The sequence below is a fragment of the Clostridium sp. K13 genome (genome assembly GCF_019734195.1).
Taxonomy (GTDB): domain Bacteria; phylum Bacillota; class Clostridia; order Clostridiales; family Clostridiaceae; genus Clostridium.
Genome location: NZ_JAASHM010000040.1, coordinates 1 through 20,330, shown reverse-complemented (window position 1 = coordinate 20,330; position 20,330 = coordinate 1). Strand labels below are relative to the sequence as shown.

Sequence of the window (20,330 nt, the reverse complement as noted above, 5' to 3'; positions counted from 1 at the left end):
GCTTTTTTTACTGAAAATTTATTAATAATTGTCCAGTTTATAATTACAAGTATATTAATTATATTTAATAGTAAAGGCATGGTATCTATTATTAAATTATAATTAAATTTTAGATCACAAGATTAATAGAAAGAAATTTAACAAGTGCTAAAAATTATTAGGATATAATAATATAAGAGATATTTATACAGGAGAATGTTTTTGTACTGAAAAGTATATAGAAAATGGTTCTTTGAGGATTGATCATTATCAAATTGCTTATAATCAAGGATTCAATAAAGGGAGATATAATTTAAAAAGTAAAGAGATTATTAGATTAGATGATAGTCTTAATATTAGTATTGATTCAGGAAGTAGTATATGGGAAAAGTAAATAATGCACTTAGAATGTTAGCTATCCTAAGAAGTAGGAAAAAAGTAACAAGAAGAGAACTAGCAGAAGAGTTAGAAGTAGATATTAGGCAAATAACAAGATATAAAGAAGATTTAGAATATGCTGGAGTTACAATTACAGAAATAAAAGGTAGATATGGTGGATACATTTTAGAAAATAAAGATTATCTATTAAATTTAGAGTTAAGTGATAATGAAATTTTAGCATTATCTAAAACAAAAGATTTTCTAAGTAGACAAGGATTGCATTTTTATAATGATTTAAGTTCAGCAGTAGAGAAAATAAAAGCTATTAATCCAAAAGAAGATAATTATAATTCAGAAAGTATATATTCCAAAGGAATAAAGATAAAAGCAAATCATGAAGAAGAAAGTAAAAAATGGCTAACAATTAATGATGGTATTATAAATAATAGAAAAATTAAAATAAAGTATATGGATTCTAAAGGGAATACTACTGAAAGAATAATTCATCCATATGGATTATATACTTATTACGGTTCAAATTATTTTATAGGAAAATGCGAAGAAAGAGATGCATTAAGGCAATTTAAATTAGTAAGAATAAAAGAAATAATTTTATTAAAAGATAATTTTATTAAAGCTGAATTTAATTTAAATGATTATCTTAAAAATACAATTGGGATACACAAGGATAAATCTTATAAAATAAAATTAAAAATAACATATCCATATGCTATGGGGTTTAAAGAGTATTCATGGACACAGGAAGAAGAAATAGAAGACTATATAGAAGATGGATACATTATTTATAATGCAATAGTAGAAGGTAAAATAGAAATTATTCCATGGATTATGGGCATGGGAACAGCATGTACTGTTTTAGAACCAATAGAACTAAAAAAAGATGTTATAAAGGCATATAAAGAAGTACTTAATAATTATAAATTATAGTCAATTAAGCTATATAAGAGTAAAATATATTATTCTTATATAGCTTTTTTCTTGATCAGAATATATTAACTGATCTATAATGTTTTATTAAATAAAAATTAAGTAAGGAGCTAATGAAATATGGAAGAATATAAATTTGATATAGAAGAGGTACTAAATAGAAAAGTAACAGTTGAAGCTACAAATATTGATGAAGCATTTAGAATAGTTAATAAATTATATAGAGATGAGGAAATAGTTTTAGATTATAATGATTTTACAGAGTATAAGATAAAATATATTGATAAATAAATTTAATGATGCAATATATGTCACTATTAAGATTTATTATATAAGTATAGAATAAATTACTTAAGAGGTGTTATATATGATAAAGATAAAACATAATTTAGATGCAAATAAATTTAAATGGTTATGGTGTAAATATGTAGTAGAAGGAAATGATAAGAAACATTGTACAAGCTCTTTAAAAGGAAAGTATAGCAAGAAATTTAGTAAACACAATGAAAATTTTAATAATGAAACAACAATAGTATTTGATGAACAACCTGAAGATAGCTTTAAGGCCATTTATATATGTGGAGTTATTAACGCTGGATATAGTGCAAAAAAGAATTATCCCCATAATGTACATTTGGCTATTGTTCCAAAGAAAGGAGCAAGATGTTTATATCAATTTGAAGAGTGGGAAATTATTATTGAAGATGGAATGATTTCTATGATTCCACAAATTGAAGAGTTACCAGAAAAATATCAGGGGTTACCAGAAGAGTATGTTACTTGTAGGATTTTTAGATGGGCTATTGGATATTTCTTTAGTGATAAGGATGAGAAAAAGAGTATTAATAGTTTATAAATACTTCAAGTTTTGAGATGAATGAAAGAGTATGAGTAATAGTAGTATATTTATTAAAGTAAAGGGTGTAATTAAATATTTATTAATAGTAATAGGGTTTATATTAATGCTAGAGTTAGTAGGTGATATTGCCTTTAATATTGGAATTAGATTATGATAGGATTTTATATTCACAATATATATACAAATGGATGCTCGCTATTTTAAAGAGTTTGAAAGGATAATATATGTCAACATGGGGGGAGACAAATACTATTGACAGAATAAAATATTGTAACCATAAGAATTGATTGAAATAAAAAATAGACTTAGGTGCTATTTATTTAGAATATAATAAAAATAGTATATAATAGAATTAAGAAGTAATTAAAATGGCTTCTTTTAATTTACACAAAGGAAGTAGCAATATTGGATAACAAAACATTAGATTTTTACAATAATAATTCAAAAATATATATAGAAAAAACGCTATCAGGAGACACCACTAATCTATACAATAATTTCCTAAAATATGTACCAAAAGGTGGAGCTATCTTAGATTTAGGATGTGGTTCAGGAAGAGATAGCATAGAATTCATAAAAAGGGGATACAACCTTACAGCAGTTGATGGATCAAAAGAAATAGCAAATGCAGCTAGTAAAATAATTGGACAACAAGTAATTTGCAGTAGATTTGAAGAGCTAAAACTAAATGAAACCTTTGATGGAATATGGGCATGTGCTTCATTGCTTCATGTAAATAAAAAAGATATAGTAAATGTAATAAAAAATATATCATCTAACTTGAAAGATAATGGAGTATTTTATATGTCTTTTAAATATGGTGAATATGAGTATAGTGATGAAAATGAAAGATACTTTAATTGTTATACAGAAGAAACCTTTAAAGAGATGATATCCCAAGTACCAAATTTAAAGATTAACAACATATATAAATCAGGAGATACTCTTGGTGGTAGAGAAAATTTAATATGGCTTAATATATTATTACAAATAAAATAAATTTATCCCAAATGGAAAGATAATTATTACTTTTCCATTTGGGGTAAATTTTTTTGTCTTTTTGTAAAAAGTCATCCTTATTGTATATATCTTAATTGTAAAGCAAAAAAATAAATGAAATGGGGGAATTTATTATGGCAAATAAAGCTCTTGAAAGCACTGTATTATCAATAGAAGTGCAATCAGCAATAGACAAGGATGGAAATCCAACCTTCACAAAAAAGAAAATAGGTAACTTAGTACCAGGGTAGAGATTGAAAAAGTTCAAGCAGTAGCTACAATAGTAGCAGATTTACTAGAATCAAATACTAGATTATTCTATGTAACAGAATTATCTCAAATTCAAGAATAAGAGGGGGAAATAAATTATGGAATATATATTAACAATGACATTTTTAACTGAAACAGGGGAGAAATCTAACATCTCAATTTCAGATGTTAAGAAAGGTATAACAAATGATGAAGTACAAGCATTAATGGATAGCTTAATTGCAAATAATATTTTTGAAAATAAAAAAGGTGCTTTAGTATCAAAGCACTCAGCTCAGGTAGCTGAAAGGGCAGTTACTAAGTTTACTGTATAGTAAATTGAACTAATTTAATATGAAAAGGTAGTAATAAGAAGTGTGAAAAATCAAATCTTATTGCTACCTTTAAAATTTGTAAAAAAGTTTTTAATGAAAATTGAATAATATGGTATTATAATAAATTAATAATAGTATTGCTTGGTGAAATTGGGAGAGTTTTATGAAAAATAAGGTTGATAAGGGATTTGAATTAAATTATTGGAATTTAAGTTATAGAAGAAAGTTTATAAGAAATTTATGGCAGATGCCAATATGCGTACTATTACTTGGATTTTGTTTTTTAATAGGAGACAACTTAATTATTAATAGAATAGTACCTGTATTGATAATTATAGAAGGTATAGGGCAAATCATTTATACCTATATAAAATGGAAAAATGAAGAATAGTATTAATTTTTTTATAATAAATTAAAATAAATAATATAAGAAATTTATTAAATAGAATTAAATCAAGATTTTGCTATCCCAATAAAATATATAAAGGAAGATAAGATATGAAACAATATAATAAATTAGTTAGAGATTTAATACCAGAAGTTATTAAGGCTACTGGTAAGAAGTGTGATATAGAAGTTGCAGCTAAAGAAGAGAAAACTGAACTTCTTGAAGCTAAACTTATGGAAGAAGTTAATGAATACTTAAAAGATAAGAATTTAGAAGAGCTTGCAGATGTTATGGAAGTATTATTTGGACTTGCTCATAATCTTGGTTATACTGAAGAGGACTTACTTAATAAAAGAGAAGAAAAGTTAAATGAACGTGGTGGATTTAAAGAGGGAATAGTTCTTAAGAAAGTATATTAAAGTTGGGATTTTCTTTACCAATCCTGGCGGTGACGTAAGTTAAATAGTTAGTATTACTGAGTTAGGTTAAGAGTTATTTTACCTATTTGGTCTAATAAGTGAAGAAGTATAGAAGAGATTAGAAATTACTCTAGATAAAAATAAAAAATAAATCTTATAAAAAATAAGATTTATTTTTTTTGGTTGCGGGGGCAGGACTTGAACCTACGACCTTTGGGTTATGAGCCCAACGAGCTGCCAACTGCTCCACCCCGCGATATTATGTTACACAAGTTCTTTTCCTTAACCTGTGAACTAAGTATAACTTATTAATTATGTATAGTCAAAGTAAGATTATCTTATATTGAGGCTTTAGAGATAAAGAAGTACCTTAGATTCTTAGATACACCTATATAGTGCTAAATGGTACAAATAGCTTACAGAAACAATAGTAATTTATTGTAAAGGCTTAACATATAGTATTTATATAATAAAACAAGAGGTATTATATGGGTAAAAAGGCGGAAAATTTATTTTTTAATGCAATATTACTATCAGTAACAATGATGATAATGAAGAGCATAGGGATTGTATTTAAGGTATATATATCTAATGAAGTTGGTACAGAGGGGATGGGTTTATATAAGCTTATTGGCACAGCAAGTATGGTAGCAATAACTTTTGCAACTTCAGGAATAAGTGCGGCAGTAACAAGAGTTGTATCTGAAGACGCGTCAAAAAAAGAATATAGTAATATAAAATATGTAGTATTTAAAGCATGTACAATATGTGCAATATTAGGCTTAATATCATCTATTATATTAATTACTTTTTCTGATAAAATAGCTTTAATATTTTTAAAAGATACAAGGGTAATACTATCATTAAAAATAATAGCAATAAGCATTCCTTTTATTTCAGTATCTTCCTGTTTAAAAGGATATTTTTATGCTACTAGAGATATTTTTATACCTATAACAACTCAGTTTATTGAAAAGTTTATTCAAATTGCATTGGTAGTATCATTATTAGGGCTAGCAGTATCTAAAGGATTGGAATACGGATGTGCAGTTCTTGTATTAGGAAGTGTTGTAAGTGATATTTTATCTTGTTTATATGTATTTATAGCATATAATTTGGAAAAGAAGGAAGTAAATTATTCAACTACATCAGTAGAAAATGAAAAAGGATTAATTAAGAGATTATTTAAAATAGCGGTTCCTATAGCTAGTAATTCTTATCTTATGTCGGCTTTTATGGCAATAGAAATGATATTAATTCCATTAGCATTTTTAAAGTTTGGGATGTCTAAAAGTGAAGCTATTAGTGTATTAGGTGGGGTTATGGGAATGGTTTTTCCTATAATTATGTTTCCATCAACATTACTTATGTCTTTAGCAAGGGTTTTGATGCCAGAGATTTCTAGAGCTAGGGCTGTTAATAATAAAGAGAGGCTAAATAGTGTAATTAATAGAAGTATTGGGTTTACTAGTATAATAGGGATTATATCTTTTTTAGTATTTTATACATTTTATAATCAATTATCTATATCCATTTATAATAGAGAAGATATAGGAATGATTTTTAGGTCCATTTCTTTTATAATTCCATTTATGTACATTGATATGATTATGGGTGGAATTTTAAATGGATTAAATCAGCAACTTAGGTCTTTGGAATATCAAATTATGAAGTCTGTATTAAGGGTTCTTAGTATATATTTTTTAGTGCCTATAAAAGGTATTGATGGATTGATTATTGTAATGTTTATATCAACACTTTTTAGTTTTACTTTAAGCTTTATTACAGTAGTTAAAGTTACTGATATAAAAATAGATTTGTTAAATTGGATAATTAAGCCTTTGATTTTTGGTGTAATAGCTATTGTTTTTGGAAGATCCGTATGGAGTTTGTTAGCTAATAATTCTTTGGTAATTGGAATAAAAACAACAATAGTAATTATTTGTGTTGGAGTTGTATATTTTATATTAATAAAAGCATTTAATTGTATAAAAATAAGAGATTAAATTAGTTATTTATAAAAGACTTAAGGAAGAAATAATAGTGTTAACCTGTAATTAATGAAATGAATATAATGGTCATAGAAAAATAATGATGATTAAGAGGTATTAAAATGAAATGTTTAATTATACATGGAAGTCCACGAAGAGGTAACACTTGGGATGTATTAAACATAGTAAAAGAAGAAATGCAAAAGAATGGTGATTTTGAATTTGAAATTATCGAATTAGCAAAAGAAAAAATTCCAATGTGCATTGGTTGTTTCAAATGCATAGAAAAGGGAGAAAAGAAGTGTCCACATAATTCATATATAGAGCCTATAGTTAAAAAGATGGAAGAAGCAGATGCTTTTATTTTTACGACTCCAGTTTATTCAATGCAGGTATCAGGAACATTAAAAAATTTTATAGATCATATGTCTTATAATTTTCATAGGCCTAAGTTTCATGATAAAAAGGTATTAATAATTACAACAACTGCAGGGGCAGGACATACTGATACTGCAAATTATATAAAAGAAGTAATGGAATATTGGTCTGTAAACTATGTACAAACAATACCTATAGCATATAGATCACTTGAATTAAGTGAAAAAAATAAAATTAAAGCAATAAAAGGGGCTAAGGCTTTTAGCAAGGAGTTAAACTCCCATAAGGTTCACCAGCCTAAATTAAAATCACTTATAATGTTTCACCTATGGAAAAGTTCATCAAAGGAAGATGGTTTTTCAATAGCTGATTTTAATTATTGGAATAATGAAATTTTAAAGAAAGGCTTGTATTTTGCAGATATTCCACTTGGGATGAGAAAGAAATTTATGGCCAGTATATTAAAAAGTGTATTTAAATAAAAGGCTCTGTTTTAATACAGAGCCAAGTAAAAAATATTATATTATAATTTACTAATAATTAAATTACGTATTTTACTATACTATTTGGAAATACTTCTTTTATATGTGTAATAAAAAATTCTTTCATTTCAGATAGTTGTTCTTTAGAATATATATATTTACCATATCCAAATTGCCCATATTTAAATTTTCTATCTTCATCAGTCATAGGCAGCGTTGTTTCAGGGAATATTTCAAGTATTCTATTTTTTGCTTTAGTTGTATACCTATGAGATATAACTTCAAATATAATAGGTTCATTAAAGTCCTTAGGCAATTTTTCTCTTATACTTTTAATTAAATCTTTATATTCATTTTGCCAGTTATCATAAAGAAAAACAGGAGCAATTATAAATCCTATTTGATATCCTGCATTAGCAACCTTTACAGCAGCTTCAATTCGATTATTGCTAGATGCAGTATAATGCTCATAAGTATCTATTACTCTAGGAGTATTTATACTAAATCTAATTTCTGTATGATTATTATGCTTTGCATCTAATAGACTATCTACATCATTATATTTAGTTACAAATCTAAATCTTCCTTTTTCTTCTTTTCCCATGAATTCTATTGTCTTTTTTAAAGCGTTAGTATATGGTTCAAGTGGAATAGGGTCAGAGGTAGCTGCACCTTCAAAAATAGTTATTGCTGGCAATCTTTCATCTATATATTGCTTTGCTTTGTTTAATACATCATCAATATTAGTAAAAACTCTTACAAAGGGTTTATCACCTAACTGGGTATTTAAATAACAATATTCACATCTTCCCATACATCCACTAACTAATGGTAATTGATAATTAGCAGAGGGTTTACAAGTTTGAAATTTTAAGCTTTTACGTTCACCTACAACTAATGTTTGTTTTCCAGACCTATATTGATCAAATAAATTATCTCCAGGTATATGAGCTTTAATTTTATTAGAAGTGGCATTTATAATTTCAATATTTGGATTATCCTTTATTTTATTATAAATATTTTTACCAACTTCAGTATCTAAGGAACCTTTTTCAAAAATAACTCTTTTAGGAATAAACATTTTTAACCTCTTATCGTATTAGATTTTTAATTGTTTATTCTTAGTTTTTCTTAATCTTAAATTAAAATACAGACTTAGATAAAAAATATAACAGAATTAATTTAAATATAAAATAAAGGTAGTAATAAGAAATGAAAAATCAAATCTTATTACTACCTTTAAATTTATGAAATATATTTTAACCTAAAACCTCTAAGTCTAAATCTAATAAATTAGCAAATAATGATAAAGTATTATTTGTTGGAATAACATTGATTGTAATATCTAATATTTTTCCAAGTCCGTATGAGGTATAGATATCAACAGTTGGGAAGGTATTTTCATCACCTAAGTTACAAATAATATCAGTTTCTCTTAAAGATACAATGTTACTATTATCAGTAGGAGTAACAAATTCATAAAGTCTAGTTTTATAATTATGTCTTAGAACCTTTACTTTATCAGTAACTTCAATTTTATTAGTTTTATTATTTATATCATATTTTGATATAGATGCTGCTACATTATTAATTACGAAATAACGAACATTTCTTTTAAAATCAACTCTGTCTTTAAAGTCAGCTAATCTTTTTAAATTTAAATCAATATCTACTAATATTTCTTCTTTCTTTAAATTATTAAAAGCCTTCTTTATATAAGGTAATTCTTCAGTACCATTTAACTCTTTATTTAAGATTTCCATACAGTTTATATAAATATCTTCAAAATGACTAAATGGTAAAGCATATTTAATATTATTTAAAATAACATATACTTTAAATTTAGTGGAATCAGTATTTTTAGAAGAGCAACTTACTTCAACAAGTAACATTTCATTTAAATCTTCTGTATAAAAAGTTACTTTTTCAATACCATTACTATATTGTGAAGTATAATTTTCATTTTTAGATAAGCCTTGTGTATGTTGATCTATTATGTAAGTACCTTTAAAACCAAGATCATCAACTGAACCTACTCTTAATGATGTCTTTATTGAAAGTTTTTTTAGGTTAATATAAGGTCTATTTTCACATAGGTTATTTTCAAGTATTATTCTCATATCTTAATCTCCTTGTATATTACAATTGAGTAGTAATTTTAATTTATGCAAAAAAATAAATCTTATAAAAATATAAGATTTACTTTTCTTGGTTGCGGGGGCAGGACTTGAACCTACGACCTTCGGGTTATGAGCCCGACGAGCTGCCAACTGCTCCACCCCGCGATATTATGTTTTGCAAACTTGTTTTGCTTAACTTGTAGGTTAAGTATAACCTTTAAGGAGTATATAGTCAAAACTTATATTATGTTATATTAAGCCTTTAGATGATAAGAGATATCTTAGAATACTAAATTTGACTATATACTAGCAATATCACAATATAATTTTGCAAAATAAATATAAATTTTAGAAAAAGACTTGAGAAATAAACCTTAAGTCTTTTTCTTTATATATTTTTAAATTTATTATTTAAAAATAAAGCCTTAGAATTATGATATAATTCTTCTTATATAGATTAAACATTAAATTTAAATAGAGTAGAGGTACAAGAATGATAAATCCAAAAAGAGAGTGGAGAAAATTTGAATCACATGAAGATAAAATAGAAGTTCTAAAAGAGTTAAAATTAGTTAGTCCTAAGGCTAATGACATTAAAACACTATATTATAAAGGAGCATATACAGAAAATGCTGTAGAATGTGATGTTGTTGGAATAGTTGATAATAATGAAATAATATTAGATATAAATGGTGAATTACATAGTATACATCCAGATTATTTATTAGATATGCAGAAAAAAGAAAGATTTATTATTGTAGATATAGAAACTCCAAGAAGCTTTAAGCCTGCTGATGGAATTAGAGAAGTTGCTGCTATTGTTGTAGAAGATTATAGAGTAATTGATAGCTTACATTTAGCAATTATTAATGATGAAGAGCAATATAAAAATGGATATGGTGATGGATTAGATGCAATTGAAGAAAATGAAGAGCTTAAATCAAAATTCAAAGCACTAGTTAAAAAATATAAATGTCCTTTAGTAGCTCATAATGCAAGTTTTGATAGAAACTTTTTAAGATACTGGGGATGGGTTGAGGACAATCAAGAATTTTATTGTAGCATGAATACAATAAAAATAAAGGAAACCTTACCTTCATATAAGCTAGTTTATTTATTAGAACATTATAATATTAAAAAAGGACAGGCTCATAATGCATTACAAGATGTTTTAGACTTATTAGAATTATTAAAGGTTATAAAGCCAGAAAGATGGTCAGCTTTAAGCATACCAACATCAAGTTCAGCTATAAAGAAACATAATAAAGAAAGTAAAGACAGTAATGAAGCTTCAGCACCTGCTAATAGATTTAAAAAGTTTGCAAAGGATAAGGAAAAGGTTGCAGAAGAAAAGGAAATGATTGAGTTTGCTAAAAATAACTTAATAAAGGATATTTTTAATAAAAAGAAAATAGTTTTTACTGGAGATATGTCTAAAAGTAGAGGGGAAATGAGAGCAACAGCTATAAGATATGGAGCAGATTCTCCAACTAGTATAAGCGGAAAGACTAATATGCTTGTAATAGGAGAAGAAGCTGGTAAGAGTAAGTTAGAAAAAGCTAAAAATTTAGGAATAGATATAATTACTGAAAAAGAATTTTGGGATATTATTAATAACAATTAGGATAGTTGTTTAGTAAATAAGATTGTAGCCAATAGCATTATCTATATTTAAAGAAGCAATTTAATTAATTTATTTTAAGGCAGTAATAAAATATTTTTATTACTGCCTTATTTTATTATTAATATCTATCAGCTTGAATTTTAAAGCCTGTTTTCATATCATCAAAATAATAATCAATATAAATTGATTTTGGTATTGGTTCTAATACTTTATTTATAATAATAGGTATACCATCAATATTATAAATAGTATCATCTTCAGTTGGATAATCAAAAGCCATTCCTATGTTAGGGCCAGAACAACAAGAAGTACTTTTTATGTAAAGCTCTATATGCTTTCCAGAATAAAATTGCTTTTATAACATAATTAGTTTGCAATATTTTATAATTATTATGCGAAAATCGCAATAAAACTAAAACAATCCCCAAGAAAATTGTATGCAATAAATACCAAATAATGTAGAATTATACTTGTAAAACAAACACGAGAGTTAATAGGGGGAGAAAAAATGGGTAAGGATATAAAAAGAAGAGCCATGAGTAAAAGACTAGCTGTTTTATTAGCTAGTGTAGTGGTAGTTAATCAAGTAACTTCAGTTATACCAGTAAATGCTACTGGTAACAATGTAAACGATATCTCAAGCGGAAGTGCTGTAGTTTTAAATGATGAGGTTTATACATTAAACTTTGATGAAACTGATAAAGGACAACCTAACTGGCATGATATACAAGGTAGTGGTCAAAGAATTATAGAAAATGGACAGTTAAAAATAACTAGGGATACTGCAAATAATAATTTTGTTTTTTATGATCAAAACGCTCCGATGCTTGCTGATGGAGAAGTTGAAACAGAATTTACTTTTGACGGGGGAACAAGCAGATTTGGTGTTGTTGTAAGACCATCAACAGATGGTAACTTCTTATTTGTAGGATATAATGACAATGGAAAATGGTTAATAGAAAGTAGTACTGCTTGGAAGGATGATATAGCAGGACCTACACTTCAAGAAGGACAAACTTATAAGCTAAAGGTTAGATTTGAAGGAAAGAAAATCACTATTTGGGTAGATGGTGAACAAATATTTAGCGAAGTAGTAGAATTAGCTAACATGCCAACATCTCAAGGATATGGTGTTGGATTTAGAACATGGTATGATCAAAAAACTGTAAATGTAAATTACTTAAAGGCTGGAGCTGTTGGTTCAATTACTGATGAAATTGGAGATAAGACTATTGAATCAATTGAAGAAGTTAATGTAAAAACAGAACAATATATTAGACCTGTAATGCCAACTACTGTTGCTGTAACTTATGATGATGGAACAAAGGGAAATATTCCTGTTACATGGGATACTATATCAAAGGATAAGTATGCAGAAGTAGGAACTTTCACTGTTGAAGGTACAGTTGAAGGAACTGATGTTAAGGCAGTTGCAAATATTACTGTTACAGAATCTTCTACAGGATTAGTTCCACCAGATGTAGAGGTTGAAGAATTAAGATTAGAATCTCAAAAAATGACAGCAGTTTTAGATAATAACTTCCCAAGAGTAATTAGATATGAATGGAAATCTGATGGAGCAGTATTAACTGGTACTGAAGATCAATTATATATTGCTGAAATTAATAATACTCCATATGTACCAACTGTTAAAGGAAAAGTAAGTGGTGATAAAGTTAAGTATACTATGACATTTGATGAAATTGACGTAGTTATTAAATTAGAAATGAGCTTTACTAAAGATGATGTTTTAAGAATGGAAGTAACAGAAATTAAAGAAAAGGGTGATTTCTTAGTTAAAACTTTAAATTTCCCTGGACATAGTTTAGCTTCTGTAAAGGATACTGAAAATGGTCAATTAGCTGGAGTATCAACTCAAGGAAATAGAAATGATGTTAAGGAAGAATTTAGTTCTGTAGCAGATAAAGCATTAGGAAGTTATTCTAAGATTTATGGAATGATTAATAATGATCAGTTTGCTGTTACTTTAAATAATAACTTAATTGAAAGTGGAAATAAGGCTATTATAAGTGTTGAACAAGAAGATGGATATAAAAAAGCATCTATAGCAAATGGTAAGTGGACTTATAGAGAATGTCTTAAGGAAACAGCAGCTCAAGTTAAATTTATAGGACAAATTGCAGGGGTAGATATAACAGAGGAAAATGCAGCTGATGGTACTCAAGTAATTTCACAAAGTAATAATTCTATAAATAAATATATGGGTAGAGACTTTGAAGCTGTTTACTGTGGATTAGGATCAGTAGAAGACTTTGCAGGTAAAGATTTAACTGGAAAGGTAGCTATTGTTGATAGAGGAACTCTTACTTTCTTAGAAAAAGCTCAAAATGCAGGAGCTGCAGGAGCTGCTTATGTTATTTGTATAAATAATACAAGTGGAGTTGTTCCAGCTCAAGGTGAAAATGATGTTCTTAATATGATTGGTATAAGCCAAGAAACTGGTGAAGCTATAAAAGCTAACTTATCAGAAGATGGTACTACAACAATAAACTTAAACTTACTTTCTAATAGTAGTAATGATGTAGTTCCTGGAGATCCAGAAGAATTACCATGGTCAGAAATTATGATTGCTAGAGATGAAAATGGTAATGGAAAAGTTACTTGGCAAGATGCTGCTATTAAGTATAGAGATAATATGGAAGAAGTACAAGGGGCAGATTATGTAAGAAACAGCTTCTCTTATATTCCATTTAATATAGGATCATTAGCACAAATGCCATTTATAAAAACTGCTGACTATATCAAGAAATTATCAAATTATACAGATGGATTTGGACAATTAGTTCTTCATAAAGGATTCCAAGCTGAAGGTCATGATGATGCTAAGGCTGATATTGGAGGACATACAGGTATAAGACAAGGTGGTAAAGATGATCTTAATGAATTAATAGAAATTGGTAAAGATTATAATGCAAGAATAGGTGTACATCTTAATTTAACAGAATATCACTTAGATGCATTCCAATTTAAAGTAGAAAATTTAAGACCAGGATTTGAAGAGGGATGGAACTGGTTAGATCAAGCTTATTGGGTAGATAAGAGAAGTGATATTTTATCAGGAGAACTTGCAAGAAGATTTGAATTATTGGAAGCTGATCATCCAGATTTAAGCTGGATATATATAGACGTTTATGATGGAGTAGGCTGGAATTCAAAACAATTAGCAAATGAAATACACAGTAGAGGTTGGATGGCTGCAACAGAATTTAATGGACCATTATATGAAGATGTTGCTTGGACTCACTGGGGAGCAGACCCTGCATATCCTAATGCAGGTAACTCAAGTAAAATTTCAAGATTTATAAGAAACCAAGAACAAGATGTATATATGTCAGATGACCTATTAAAAGGTGGAAAGCATATGTTAGCAAGTGGATGGGGAACTAGACATGATTTAGAGGGATTCTATGCAATAGAAACATTCTATAATCAAACTTTACCATCTAAGTATATGCAACACTTTGAAATTATGGAATGGGAAGATAATGGAACTGAAGGATTCGTTAAGTTTAAAGGTGGCTTAGAGTCTAAGAGAGAAAATGGATACAACAATATGTATCAAGATGGTAAGCTTATAGCTTCTACTGCTCAAGATACTATTAATGACAGAGGTATAGGTAAAACTACTTTATTCTTACCTTGGACATGGGAACAATTAGAAGATGAACCAGAAAATAAAGTATATCACTGGAATCCATATGGAGGAGAAACAACTTGGGATCTTCCAACAGGATGGGAAGGAACAGAAAGTGTTAAGATATATGAGTTATCAGATTTAGGAAGAACTTTTGTTGAAGAAATACAAGTTGTTGATGGTAAGGTAACTATTGATGCTAAACAAAATACTCCTTATGTAGTATTCCAAGAAAAGGTTAGTGAAGATAGAATTGATTCTTGGGGAGAAGGTTCTTTAATAAGTGACCCAGGATTTGACTCTCAAAGCTTTGATCATTGGAATGTTGAATCAACTAGTGACAATATGGATCATATAAAGATTGAAAATGAAACTGTTGATAGAAGAAAAGGTAATGATGTATTTGTAGTTGAAGGTATTGAAAAGGTAGATCCAACATTAATACCACAATCTGAAATGACAGCAACAGCTACAAGCAGTCAATCAGGAGAAGGTGCTGATAAAGCTATTGATGGTAATGAAAGCACGTTATGGCATACTAGTTATGCAGGTGTAACTGGACCTCAAAATATAACTGTAGACCTTGGTGGAAAATATGAAATTAATAAGGTTACTTGCCTTCCAAGACAATCAGGAAACAATGGTAAGATAACTAAATATGAATTACAAGTAAGCACTAATGGACAAGACTTTACTAAAGTAGCAGAAGGGGATTGGAATACTTCATCAGACCTTAAGACTATAAACTTTGATGCAGTAGAAGCTACTCATATAAGATTAGTTGCTAATGAATATGTTAATGGATTTGCTTCTATGGCTGAATTAAATGTTCATAAAAATGTAGAAATTCCAGATGAAGAAAAGGTATTTGGAGAAGGCGCTAATATTTCTCAAGAAATAACAGACTTAGTACCAGGTGAAACTTATATAGCTTCAGTATGGGTTAAGAATAGTGGAAATAGAGAAGTTACTTTAGGGGTAGATTGTGGTGGAAAAGAAACTACAAGCACAATTGATAGAGCAACTACTAGAATGAATACAGGTGAAGGCTTAAAGTGGCATGGTGAAAGATTAACTAGAATGAGAGTTGAATTTACAGTGCCAGAAGGAGTTACAACAGCTAAATTATATGTTGATATTCCAAGATCAGAAGAAGCTACAAGAGTAATGCTTGATGATTTCAGAATATGGACTAACCCTCAAGAATCTGTAGATACAAACAGAGATGGTTATGTAATATATGAAGACTTTGAAAATGTTGATGAAGGACATGGACCATTCTATATGGGTCAAAATTTAGGTACTGATAATAGAACTCACTATGCTGAAAAGAATCCAGAAGGTGGACAATACATGAACTGGGTTATCAGTGATAGATTCTCATTAAAGACTAACCAACAAGCTGGTACAACAGGTCATATTTTATTAACTGACCAATCAACATTACAATTAGAACCTAATAAAACTTATGAATTAGGATTTAAGTATACTAATAAGGTTGATAATTTATATACTGTATCAGTAAATTCAGCAACTGCTGGAACATTATTTGAAGAGGTAATAACTCCAGGTGAAGTTATTGGAATACCTACTGATGGACCAGGATATAGCAGAGAAGTAAAAGAATTTAAATATGAATTTACAACTGGTGATGCTGTTGATTACTATTTAGCTATCAATAAGGGTGCTGGATATGATGAATTAGTTATAGATGATTTATATATTAAGGATTTATCTGAAGAAGAAGTTGCTTCAAATAAGAAACATTTACAAATTGCTGTTGAAATGGCTAAGGAAATAACAGATGCTGAATTAGAAAATGTTGTTCCAGCTGTAGTAGAAGAATTTAAAGCAGCTTTAGCTAATGCAGAAGCTGTATTAGGAAATGAAAAAGCTACTCAAAGTGAAGTAGATAAAGCATTTGATAGATTAAGTGAAGCAATGCAAATGTTATCTTTTGTAAAGGGAGATAAGGAAGCGTTACAATCTTTCATAGATAAGATAGAAAAATTAGATTCTAAGGAATATATAGCTAGTACTTGGAATAAGCTTCAACAACAATTAGATGCTTCTAAAGCTGTAATAGCAGATCCAAATGCTATGGAAAAAGAAGTCATGGAAAGCTATGATAAATTAGTAAGATCATTCTTAGAATTAAGATTAAAACCAAGTAAAGATAAATTACAAGATTTAATCAATAAAGCTGATGCTTTAGATTCTAGTAAGTATACTAATAAATCTTGGAAAGCATTAGAAAATACATTATTATTAGCTAAGTCTGTTCTTTCTAATGATGATGCAACAGAAGAAGAAGTTACTAATGCTGAAGCTAATTTACAAAAAGCTATAGATGGTTTAATTTTAGCTGATGCTGGTAATGGAGATGACAACAACGATAACGGAAACAATGGTAATAATGGAAATGGCGGAAGTAATGGAAATGGTGGTAATGGAACTACAACTAAACCATCAAAACCAGGAAAACTACCACAAACAGGTGGAACAAACGCTTTAGTTACATTATTAACTGGATTAACTGCTATTGGAGGCGGATTCTTATTCAAGAGAAAAAATAAATAAGAATAGATAAAATAATTAATAAGAGGTGTGATACAGTATGTGTATCATACCTCTTATTTTTATATAAAGTATTGATAATAACTTTTAATATTTAAGAGATTTTTTAAGACAAGAGTGATAAAGTATTTTATAGAGTAATCATTAAAAATAAATTTTTAGAAATAATATATATTATAGAAGATAAAAGGAAGAGGAGAGAGAAATGGAAAATAAAAAGAGGAATAGTCTAGGGACAGAACCTATAAATCAATTACTGAGAAAGTTTGCAGTTCCAAGTATAATAGCAATGCTTGTTAGTGCTTTATATAATATTGTAGATCAGTTTTTTATAGGAAGAAGTATTGGTGAACTTGGAAATGCAGCAACTAATATTACATTTCCATTGACTACATCATGTATAGCTTTAGCGCTATTATTAGGAATTGGAGCAGCATCGGCTTTTAACTTAACTTTAGGAAAAGGAGATAAAGAAAAAGCATTATATTACATAGGAAATTCTGCAATGCTATTATTTCTTTCAGGATTAGTTTTATGTATTATAGTACAGCTTTTTTTACAGCCTATGCTTTTATTTTTTGGTTCTCCAGAAAATGTATTAGGCTATGCTGAGAATTATACAAGAGTAACTGCAATTGGATTTCCGTTTTTAATATTTTCAACAGGTGGAGGACACTTAATAAGAGCAGATGGCAGCCCTAAATACAGTATGTTATGTAATTTATCAGGAGCTATAATTAATATTATATTGGATCCTATATTTATCTTTGGATTAAATATGGGAATGGTGGGAGCTGGTTTAGCTACAATTATAGGACAAATTTTTGGAGCTTCATTAGCTTTAAGATATTTATTTAAATATAAAACTGGAAAAATAGAAAGAAAACATTTAATACCTAATTGGAATTTTGTTAGTAAAATAATTTCCTTAGGTGCAGCACCATTTTTTAATCAGCTTGCCATGATGATTGTACAAATTGTAATGAATAAATCATTAACTTATTATGGAGCTTTATCTGTATATGGTGAATCAATACCACTTGCATGTGCAGGAATTATTACAAAAGTAAATCAAATTTATATGTCAATAGTAATAGGTCTTTCTCAAGGATTACAGCCTATAGTAAGCTTTAACTATGGAGCAGCAAAATATGACAGAGTAAAAAAAGCATATTCTACAGCTATAAGCTATGGTGTAATAGTATCTGTAATAGCATTTCTTATATTTCAGTTTATGCCAAGACAGATAGTGTCTATTTTTGGTTCAGGATCAGAAGCTTATTATTCTTTTGCTGTAAAGTATTTTAGAATATTTTTATTATTTACATTTATAAATTGTTTCCAACCAATATCATCTAATTTCTTTACGGCTATAGGAAAGCCAAAGAAGGGTATATTTTTATCATTAACAAGACAGATATTATTCTTGTTACCTTTAATAATCATATTACCTTTATTTATTGGTATTGACGGAATAATGTATTCAGGACCTATTGCTGACTTTATAGCAGGAGCTGTATCTATTGCTATGATATATATTGAGTTTAAGTATATAGGTGAAAATAGAAGCTTTGAAAAGAAAGTTGTATAAATTTAAATTATAAGTAGAGTTTAGACTGTAAGTAGGATAAACTCTATTTTTTTTGCAAATTAAAGCCTTATAGTATTATAATGGATAATATAGAATTATATAGAATTTGGGGAGGGAATATTTATGTCAAATTATAGTGTGTTTTTACCTAGTTATAGTATAGGAGTGGATTCTTACAAAAAGATACCATATGTTACAAGAAGATATGGTAATAAAGTAGTAGTCATTGGTGGAAAAACAGCTATATCTAAATCAAAGAATAGCATTTTAGAAGGAGTAAGTGAATCAAATATAGAAATATTAGATTTTATTTGGTATGGAGGAAATTCTTCTTATGAAAATGTAGATGCTTTACTAAATAATATAAAGGTTAAGGAAGCTAATATTATATTTGCTGTAGGTGGAGGAAGAGCAATTGATACATGTAAAGTTGTAGCAGATAAGTTAGATAAACCAATGTTTTCTTTTCCTACAATAGCATCTAACTGTGCAGCATGTACGGCAATTGCAGTAATGTATAATGCTGATGATACATTTAGAGATTATTATTATCCAAATGAACCAGCAATTCATACTTTTATTAACACAAAGATAATTGCAGAAGCACCAGAGAATTTTTTATGGGCAGGTATTGGAGATGCGTTATCAAAAGAGTCAGAAGTATTACTTGCAACACGAGGTAAGAAGCTTTCTCATACGCCATTATTAGGAGCTCAATTAAGTGGTGCTTGTGATGAGCCTTTATTAAGTTTTTCTTATAAAGCCTTAGAGGATTGTAGAAAAAATAGTACATCATATGAGTTAGAGCAAATAGTATTAGACATTATTATTAGTACAGGCTTAGTATCAAATTTAACTAGTGATGCAGAGAAGTATTACTATAATAGTAGTTTAGCTCATTGTGTTTATTATGGTTCAACTGTTATACCAGGATGTAGTGGACATCTTCATGGAGAAATAGTATCTTTTGGAGTTTTATGTTTATTAACCTATGATAAACAATTTGAAAAGCGTGATAGAATTTATGAGTTTAATAAGAGTATTGGACTTCCAACATGTTTAGATGATATTGGTATTAAGAAAGAAGATGTTCAGAAGATGGTTAGTAGAATGAATGGAGTAACAGAATGGTATTGCACTCCTTATGAAGTAACAGAAGAGGAATTTGTTAAAGCAATTTTAGATACAGATGAATATTCAAAAAGTAGATAGAGTGAAAATAAAGTAAAAGCTTTAAGGTTATTAAGTAGTAAGTTATAAAGCAGTAGTTAAAAATTTTGAACTGCCCCCCGTCAAGTAGACAGGGTAAATAATAAAAAATTATGATGCTAAGGTATGACTCCTATATTCAAGTG

The 20,330-nt window shown here is 28.2% G+C and carries 18 protein-coding genes and 2 tRNA genes; 15 read left to right on the top strand and 5 right to left on the bottom strand.

Annotated features, from left to right (window positions below; all coding sequences use genetic code 11):
- The first annotated feature begins 360 nt into the window (after positions 1–360).
- The 9 genes from HCG76_RS16120 to HCG76_RS16085 all read left to right on the top strand — a co-directional run bounded on the left by HCG76_RS16120 (position 361) and on the right by HCG76_RS16085 (position 4,557).
- Positions 361–1,308, top strand: coding sequence for a helix-turn-helix transcriptional regulator (locus HCG76_RS16120; protein WP_221701304.1), 948 nt, complete (start codon positions 361–363; stop codon positions 1,306–1,308).
- A gap of 120 nt (positions 1,309–1,428) precedes the next feature.
- Positions 1,429–1,599: a DpnD/PcfM family protein gene (locus HCG76_RS16115; protein ID WP_221701303.1), complete on the top strand. Its 171-nt coding sequence runs from the start codon at positions 1,429–1,431 to the stop codon at positions 1,597–1,599.
- A gap of 76 nt (positions 1,600–1,675) precedes the next feature.
- A complete protein-coding gene (locus HCG76_RS16110; RefSeq protein WP_221701302.1) occupies positions 1,676–2,164 on the top strand; it encodes a hypothetical protein in 489 nt (162 codons plus the stop codon).
- 31 nt (positions 2,165–2,195) lie between these two features.
- Positions 2,196–2,321 (top strand): hypothetical protein, encoded by a 126-nt coding sequence (locus HCG76_RS19210; RefSeq protein WP_260458169.1) that lies wholly within the window; start codon positions 2,196–2,198, stop codon positions 2,319–2,321.
- A 251-nt stretch (positions 2,322–2,572) separates the two neighbouring features.
- Entirely contained in the window at positions 2,573–3,166 is a 594-nt protein-coding gene (locus HCG76_RS16105; protein WP_221701301.1) for a class I SAM-dependent methyltransferase, read from the top strand.
- Positions 3,167–3,300: 134 nt separating this feature from the next.
- Complete coding sequence (locus HCG76_RS16100) at positions 3,301–3,417, top strand: DUF1659 domain-containing protein (protein ID WP_221701300.1); 117 nt, start codon at positions 3,301–3,303, stop codon at positions 3,415–3,417.
- Positions 3,418–3,534: 117 nt separating this feature from the next.
- Positions 3,535–3,750, top strand: a complete 216-nt coding sequence (locus HCG76_RS16095; RefSeq protein ID WP_221701299.1) for a DUF2922 domain-containing protein — start codon at positions 3,535–3,537, stop codon at positions 3,748–3,750.
- A 163-nt stretch (positions 3,751–3,913) separates the two neighbouring features.
- Positions 3,914–4,141, top strand: coding sequence for a hypothetical protein (locus tag HCG76_RS16090; protein ID WP_221701298.1), 228 nt, complete (start codon positions 3,914–3,916; stop codon positions 4,139–4,141).
- Positions 4,142–4,248: 107 nt separating this feature from the next.
- On the top strand, positions 4,249–4,557 hold the full coding sequence (locus tag HCG76_RS16085) for a nucleoside triphosphate pyrophosphohydrolase (RefSeq protein WP_221701297.1): 309 nt from the start codon (positions 4,249–4,251) through the stop codon (positions 4,555–4,557).
- 180 nt (positions 4,558–4,737) lie between these two features.
- Here the strand turns inward: HCG76_RS16085 and HCG76_RS16080 are convergent.
- A tRNA-Met gene (locus tag HCG76_RS16080) sits at positions 4,738–4,813 on the bottom strand.
- Between the two features lie 232 nt (positions 4,814–5,045).
- On the opposite strand from HCG76_RS16080, the gene HCG76_RS16075 reads away from it, so the two are divergent.
- Positions 5,046–6,563: an oligosaccharide flippase family protein gene (locus HCG76_RS16075; protein ID WP_221701296.1), complete on the top strand. Its 1,518-nt coding sequence runs from the start codon at positions 5,046–5,048 to the stop codon at positions 6,561–6,563.
- A gap of 107 nt (positions 6,564–6,670) precedes the next feature.
- On the top strand, positions 6,671–7,408 hold the full coding sequence (locus HCG76_RS16070) for an NAD(P)H-dependent oxidoreductase (RefSeq protein WP_221701295.1): 738 nt from the start codon (positions 6,671–6,673) through the stop codon (positions 7,406–7,408).
- 58 nt (positions 7,409–7,466) lie between these two features.
- Here the strand turns inward: HCG76_RS16070 and splB are convergent, their stop codons facing one another.
- The 3 genes from splB to HCG76_RS16055 all read right to left on the bottom strand — a co-directional run bounded on the left by splB (position 7,467) and on the right by HCG76_RS16055 (position 9,693).
- A complete protein-coding gene (gene splB, locus HCG76_RS16065) occupies positions 7,467–8,489 on the bottom strand; it encodes a spore photoproduct lyase (protein ID WP_221701294.1) in 1,023 nt (340 codons plus the stop codon).
- A 178-nt stretch (positions 8,490–8,667) separates the two neighbouring features.
- Complete coding sequence (locus HCG76_RS16060; protein WP_221701293.1) at positions 8,668–9,528, bottom strand: hypothetical protein; 861 nt, start codon at positions 9,526–9,528, stop codon at positions 8,668–8,670.
- A gap of 89 nt (positions 9,529–9,617) precedes the next feature.
- Positions 9,618–9,693: transfer RNA gene (locus tag HCG76_RS16055), tRNA-Met, on the bottom strand.
- A 328-nt stretch (positions 9,694–10,021) separates the two neighbouring features.
- Between HCG76_RS16055 and HCG76_RS16050 the strand changes: the two genes are divergently transcribed.
- On the top strand, positions 10,022–11,152 hold the full coding sequence (locus HCG76_RS16050; RefSeq protein WP_221701292.1) for a 3'-5' exonuclease: 1,131 nt from the start codon (positions 10,022–10,024) through the stop codon (positions 11,150–11,152).
- A gap of 118 nt (positions 11,153–11,270) precedes the next feature.
- Here the strand turns inward: HCG76_RS16050 and HCG76_RS16045 are convergent, their stop codons facing one another.
- Positions 11,271–11,432 carry a hypothetical protein gene (locus HCG76_RS16045; protein ID WP_221701291.1) on the bottom strand — a complete coding sequence of 54 codons (162 nt, stop codon included), beginning with the start codon at positions 11,430–11,432 and terminating at the stop codon, positions 11,271–11,273.
- A 228-nt stretch (positions 11,433–11,660) separates the two neighbouring features.
- On the opposite strand from HCG76_RS16045, the gene HCG76_RS16040 reads away from it, so the two are divergent.
- From HCG76_RS16040 to HCG76_RS16030, 3 genes are all read left to right on the top strand, one after another.
- Positions 11,661–17,387, top strand: coding sequence for an endo-alpha-N-acetylgalactosaminidase family protein (locus HCG76_RS16040; RefSeq protein WP_221701290.1), 5,727 nt, complete (start codon positions 11,661–11,663; stop codon positions 17,385–17,387).
- A 202-nt stretch (positions 17,388–17,589) separates the two neighbouring features.
- Positions 17,590–18,975, top strand: a complete 1,386-nt coding sequence (locus tag HCG76_RS16035; RefSeq protein ID WP_221701289.1) for an MATE family efflux transporter — start codon at positions 17,590–17,592, stop codon at positions 18,973–18,975.
- Between the two features lie 123 nt (positions 18,976–19,098).
- Positions 19,099–20,187, top strand: coding sequence for an iron-containing alcohol dehydrogenase family protein (locus tag HCG76_RS16030; protein WP_221701288.1), 1,089 nt, complete (start codon positions 19,099–19,101; stop codon positions 20,185–20,187).
- Positions 20,188–20,330: the final 143 nt, after the last annotated feature.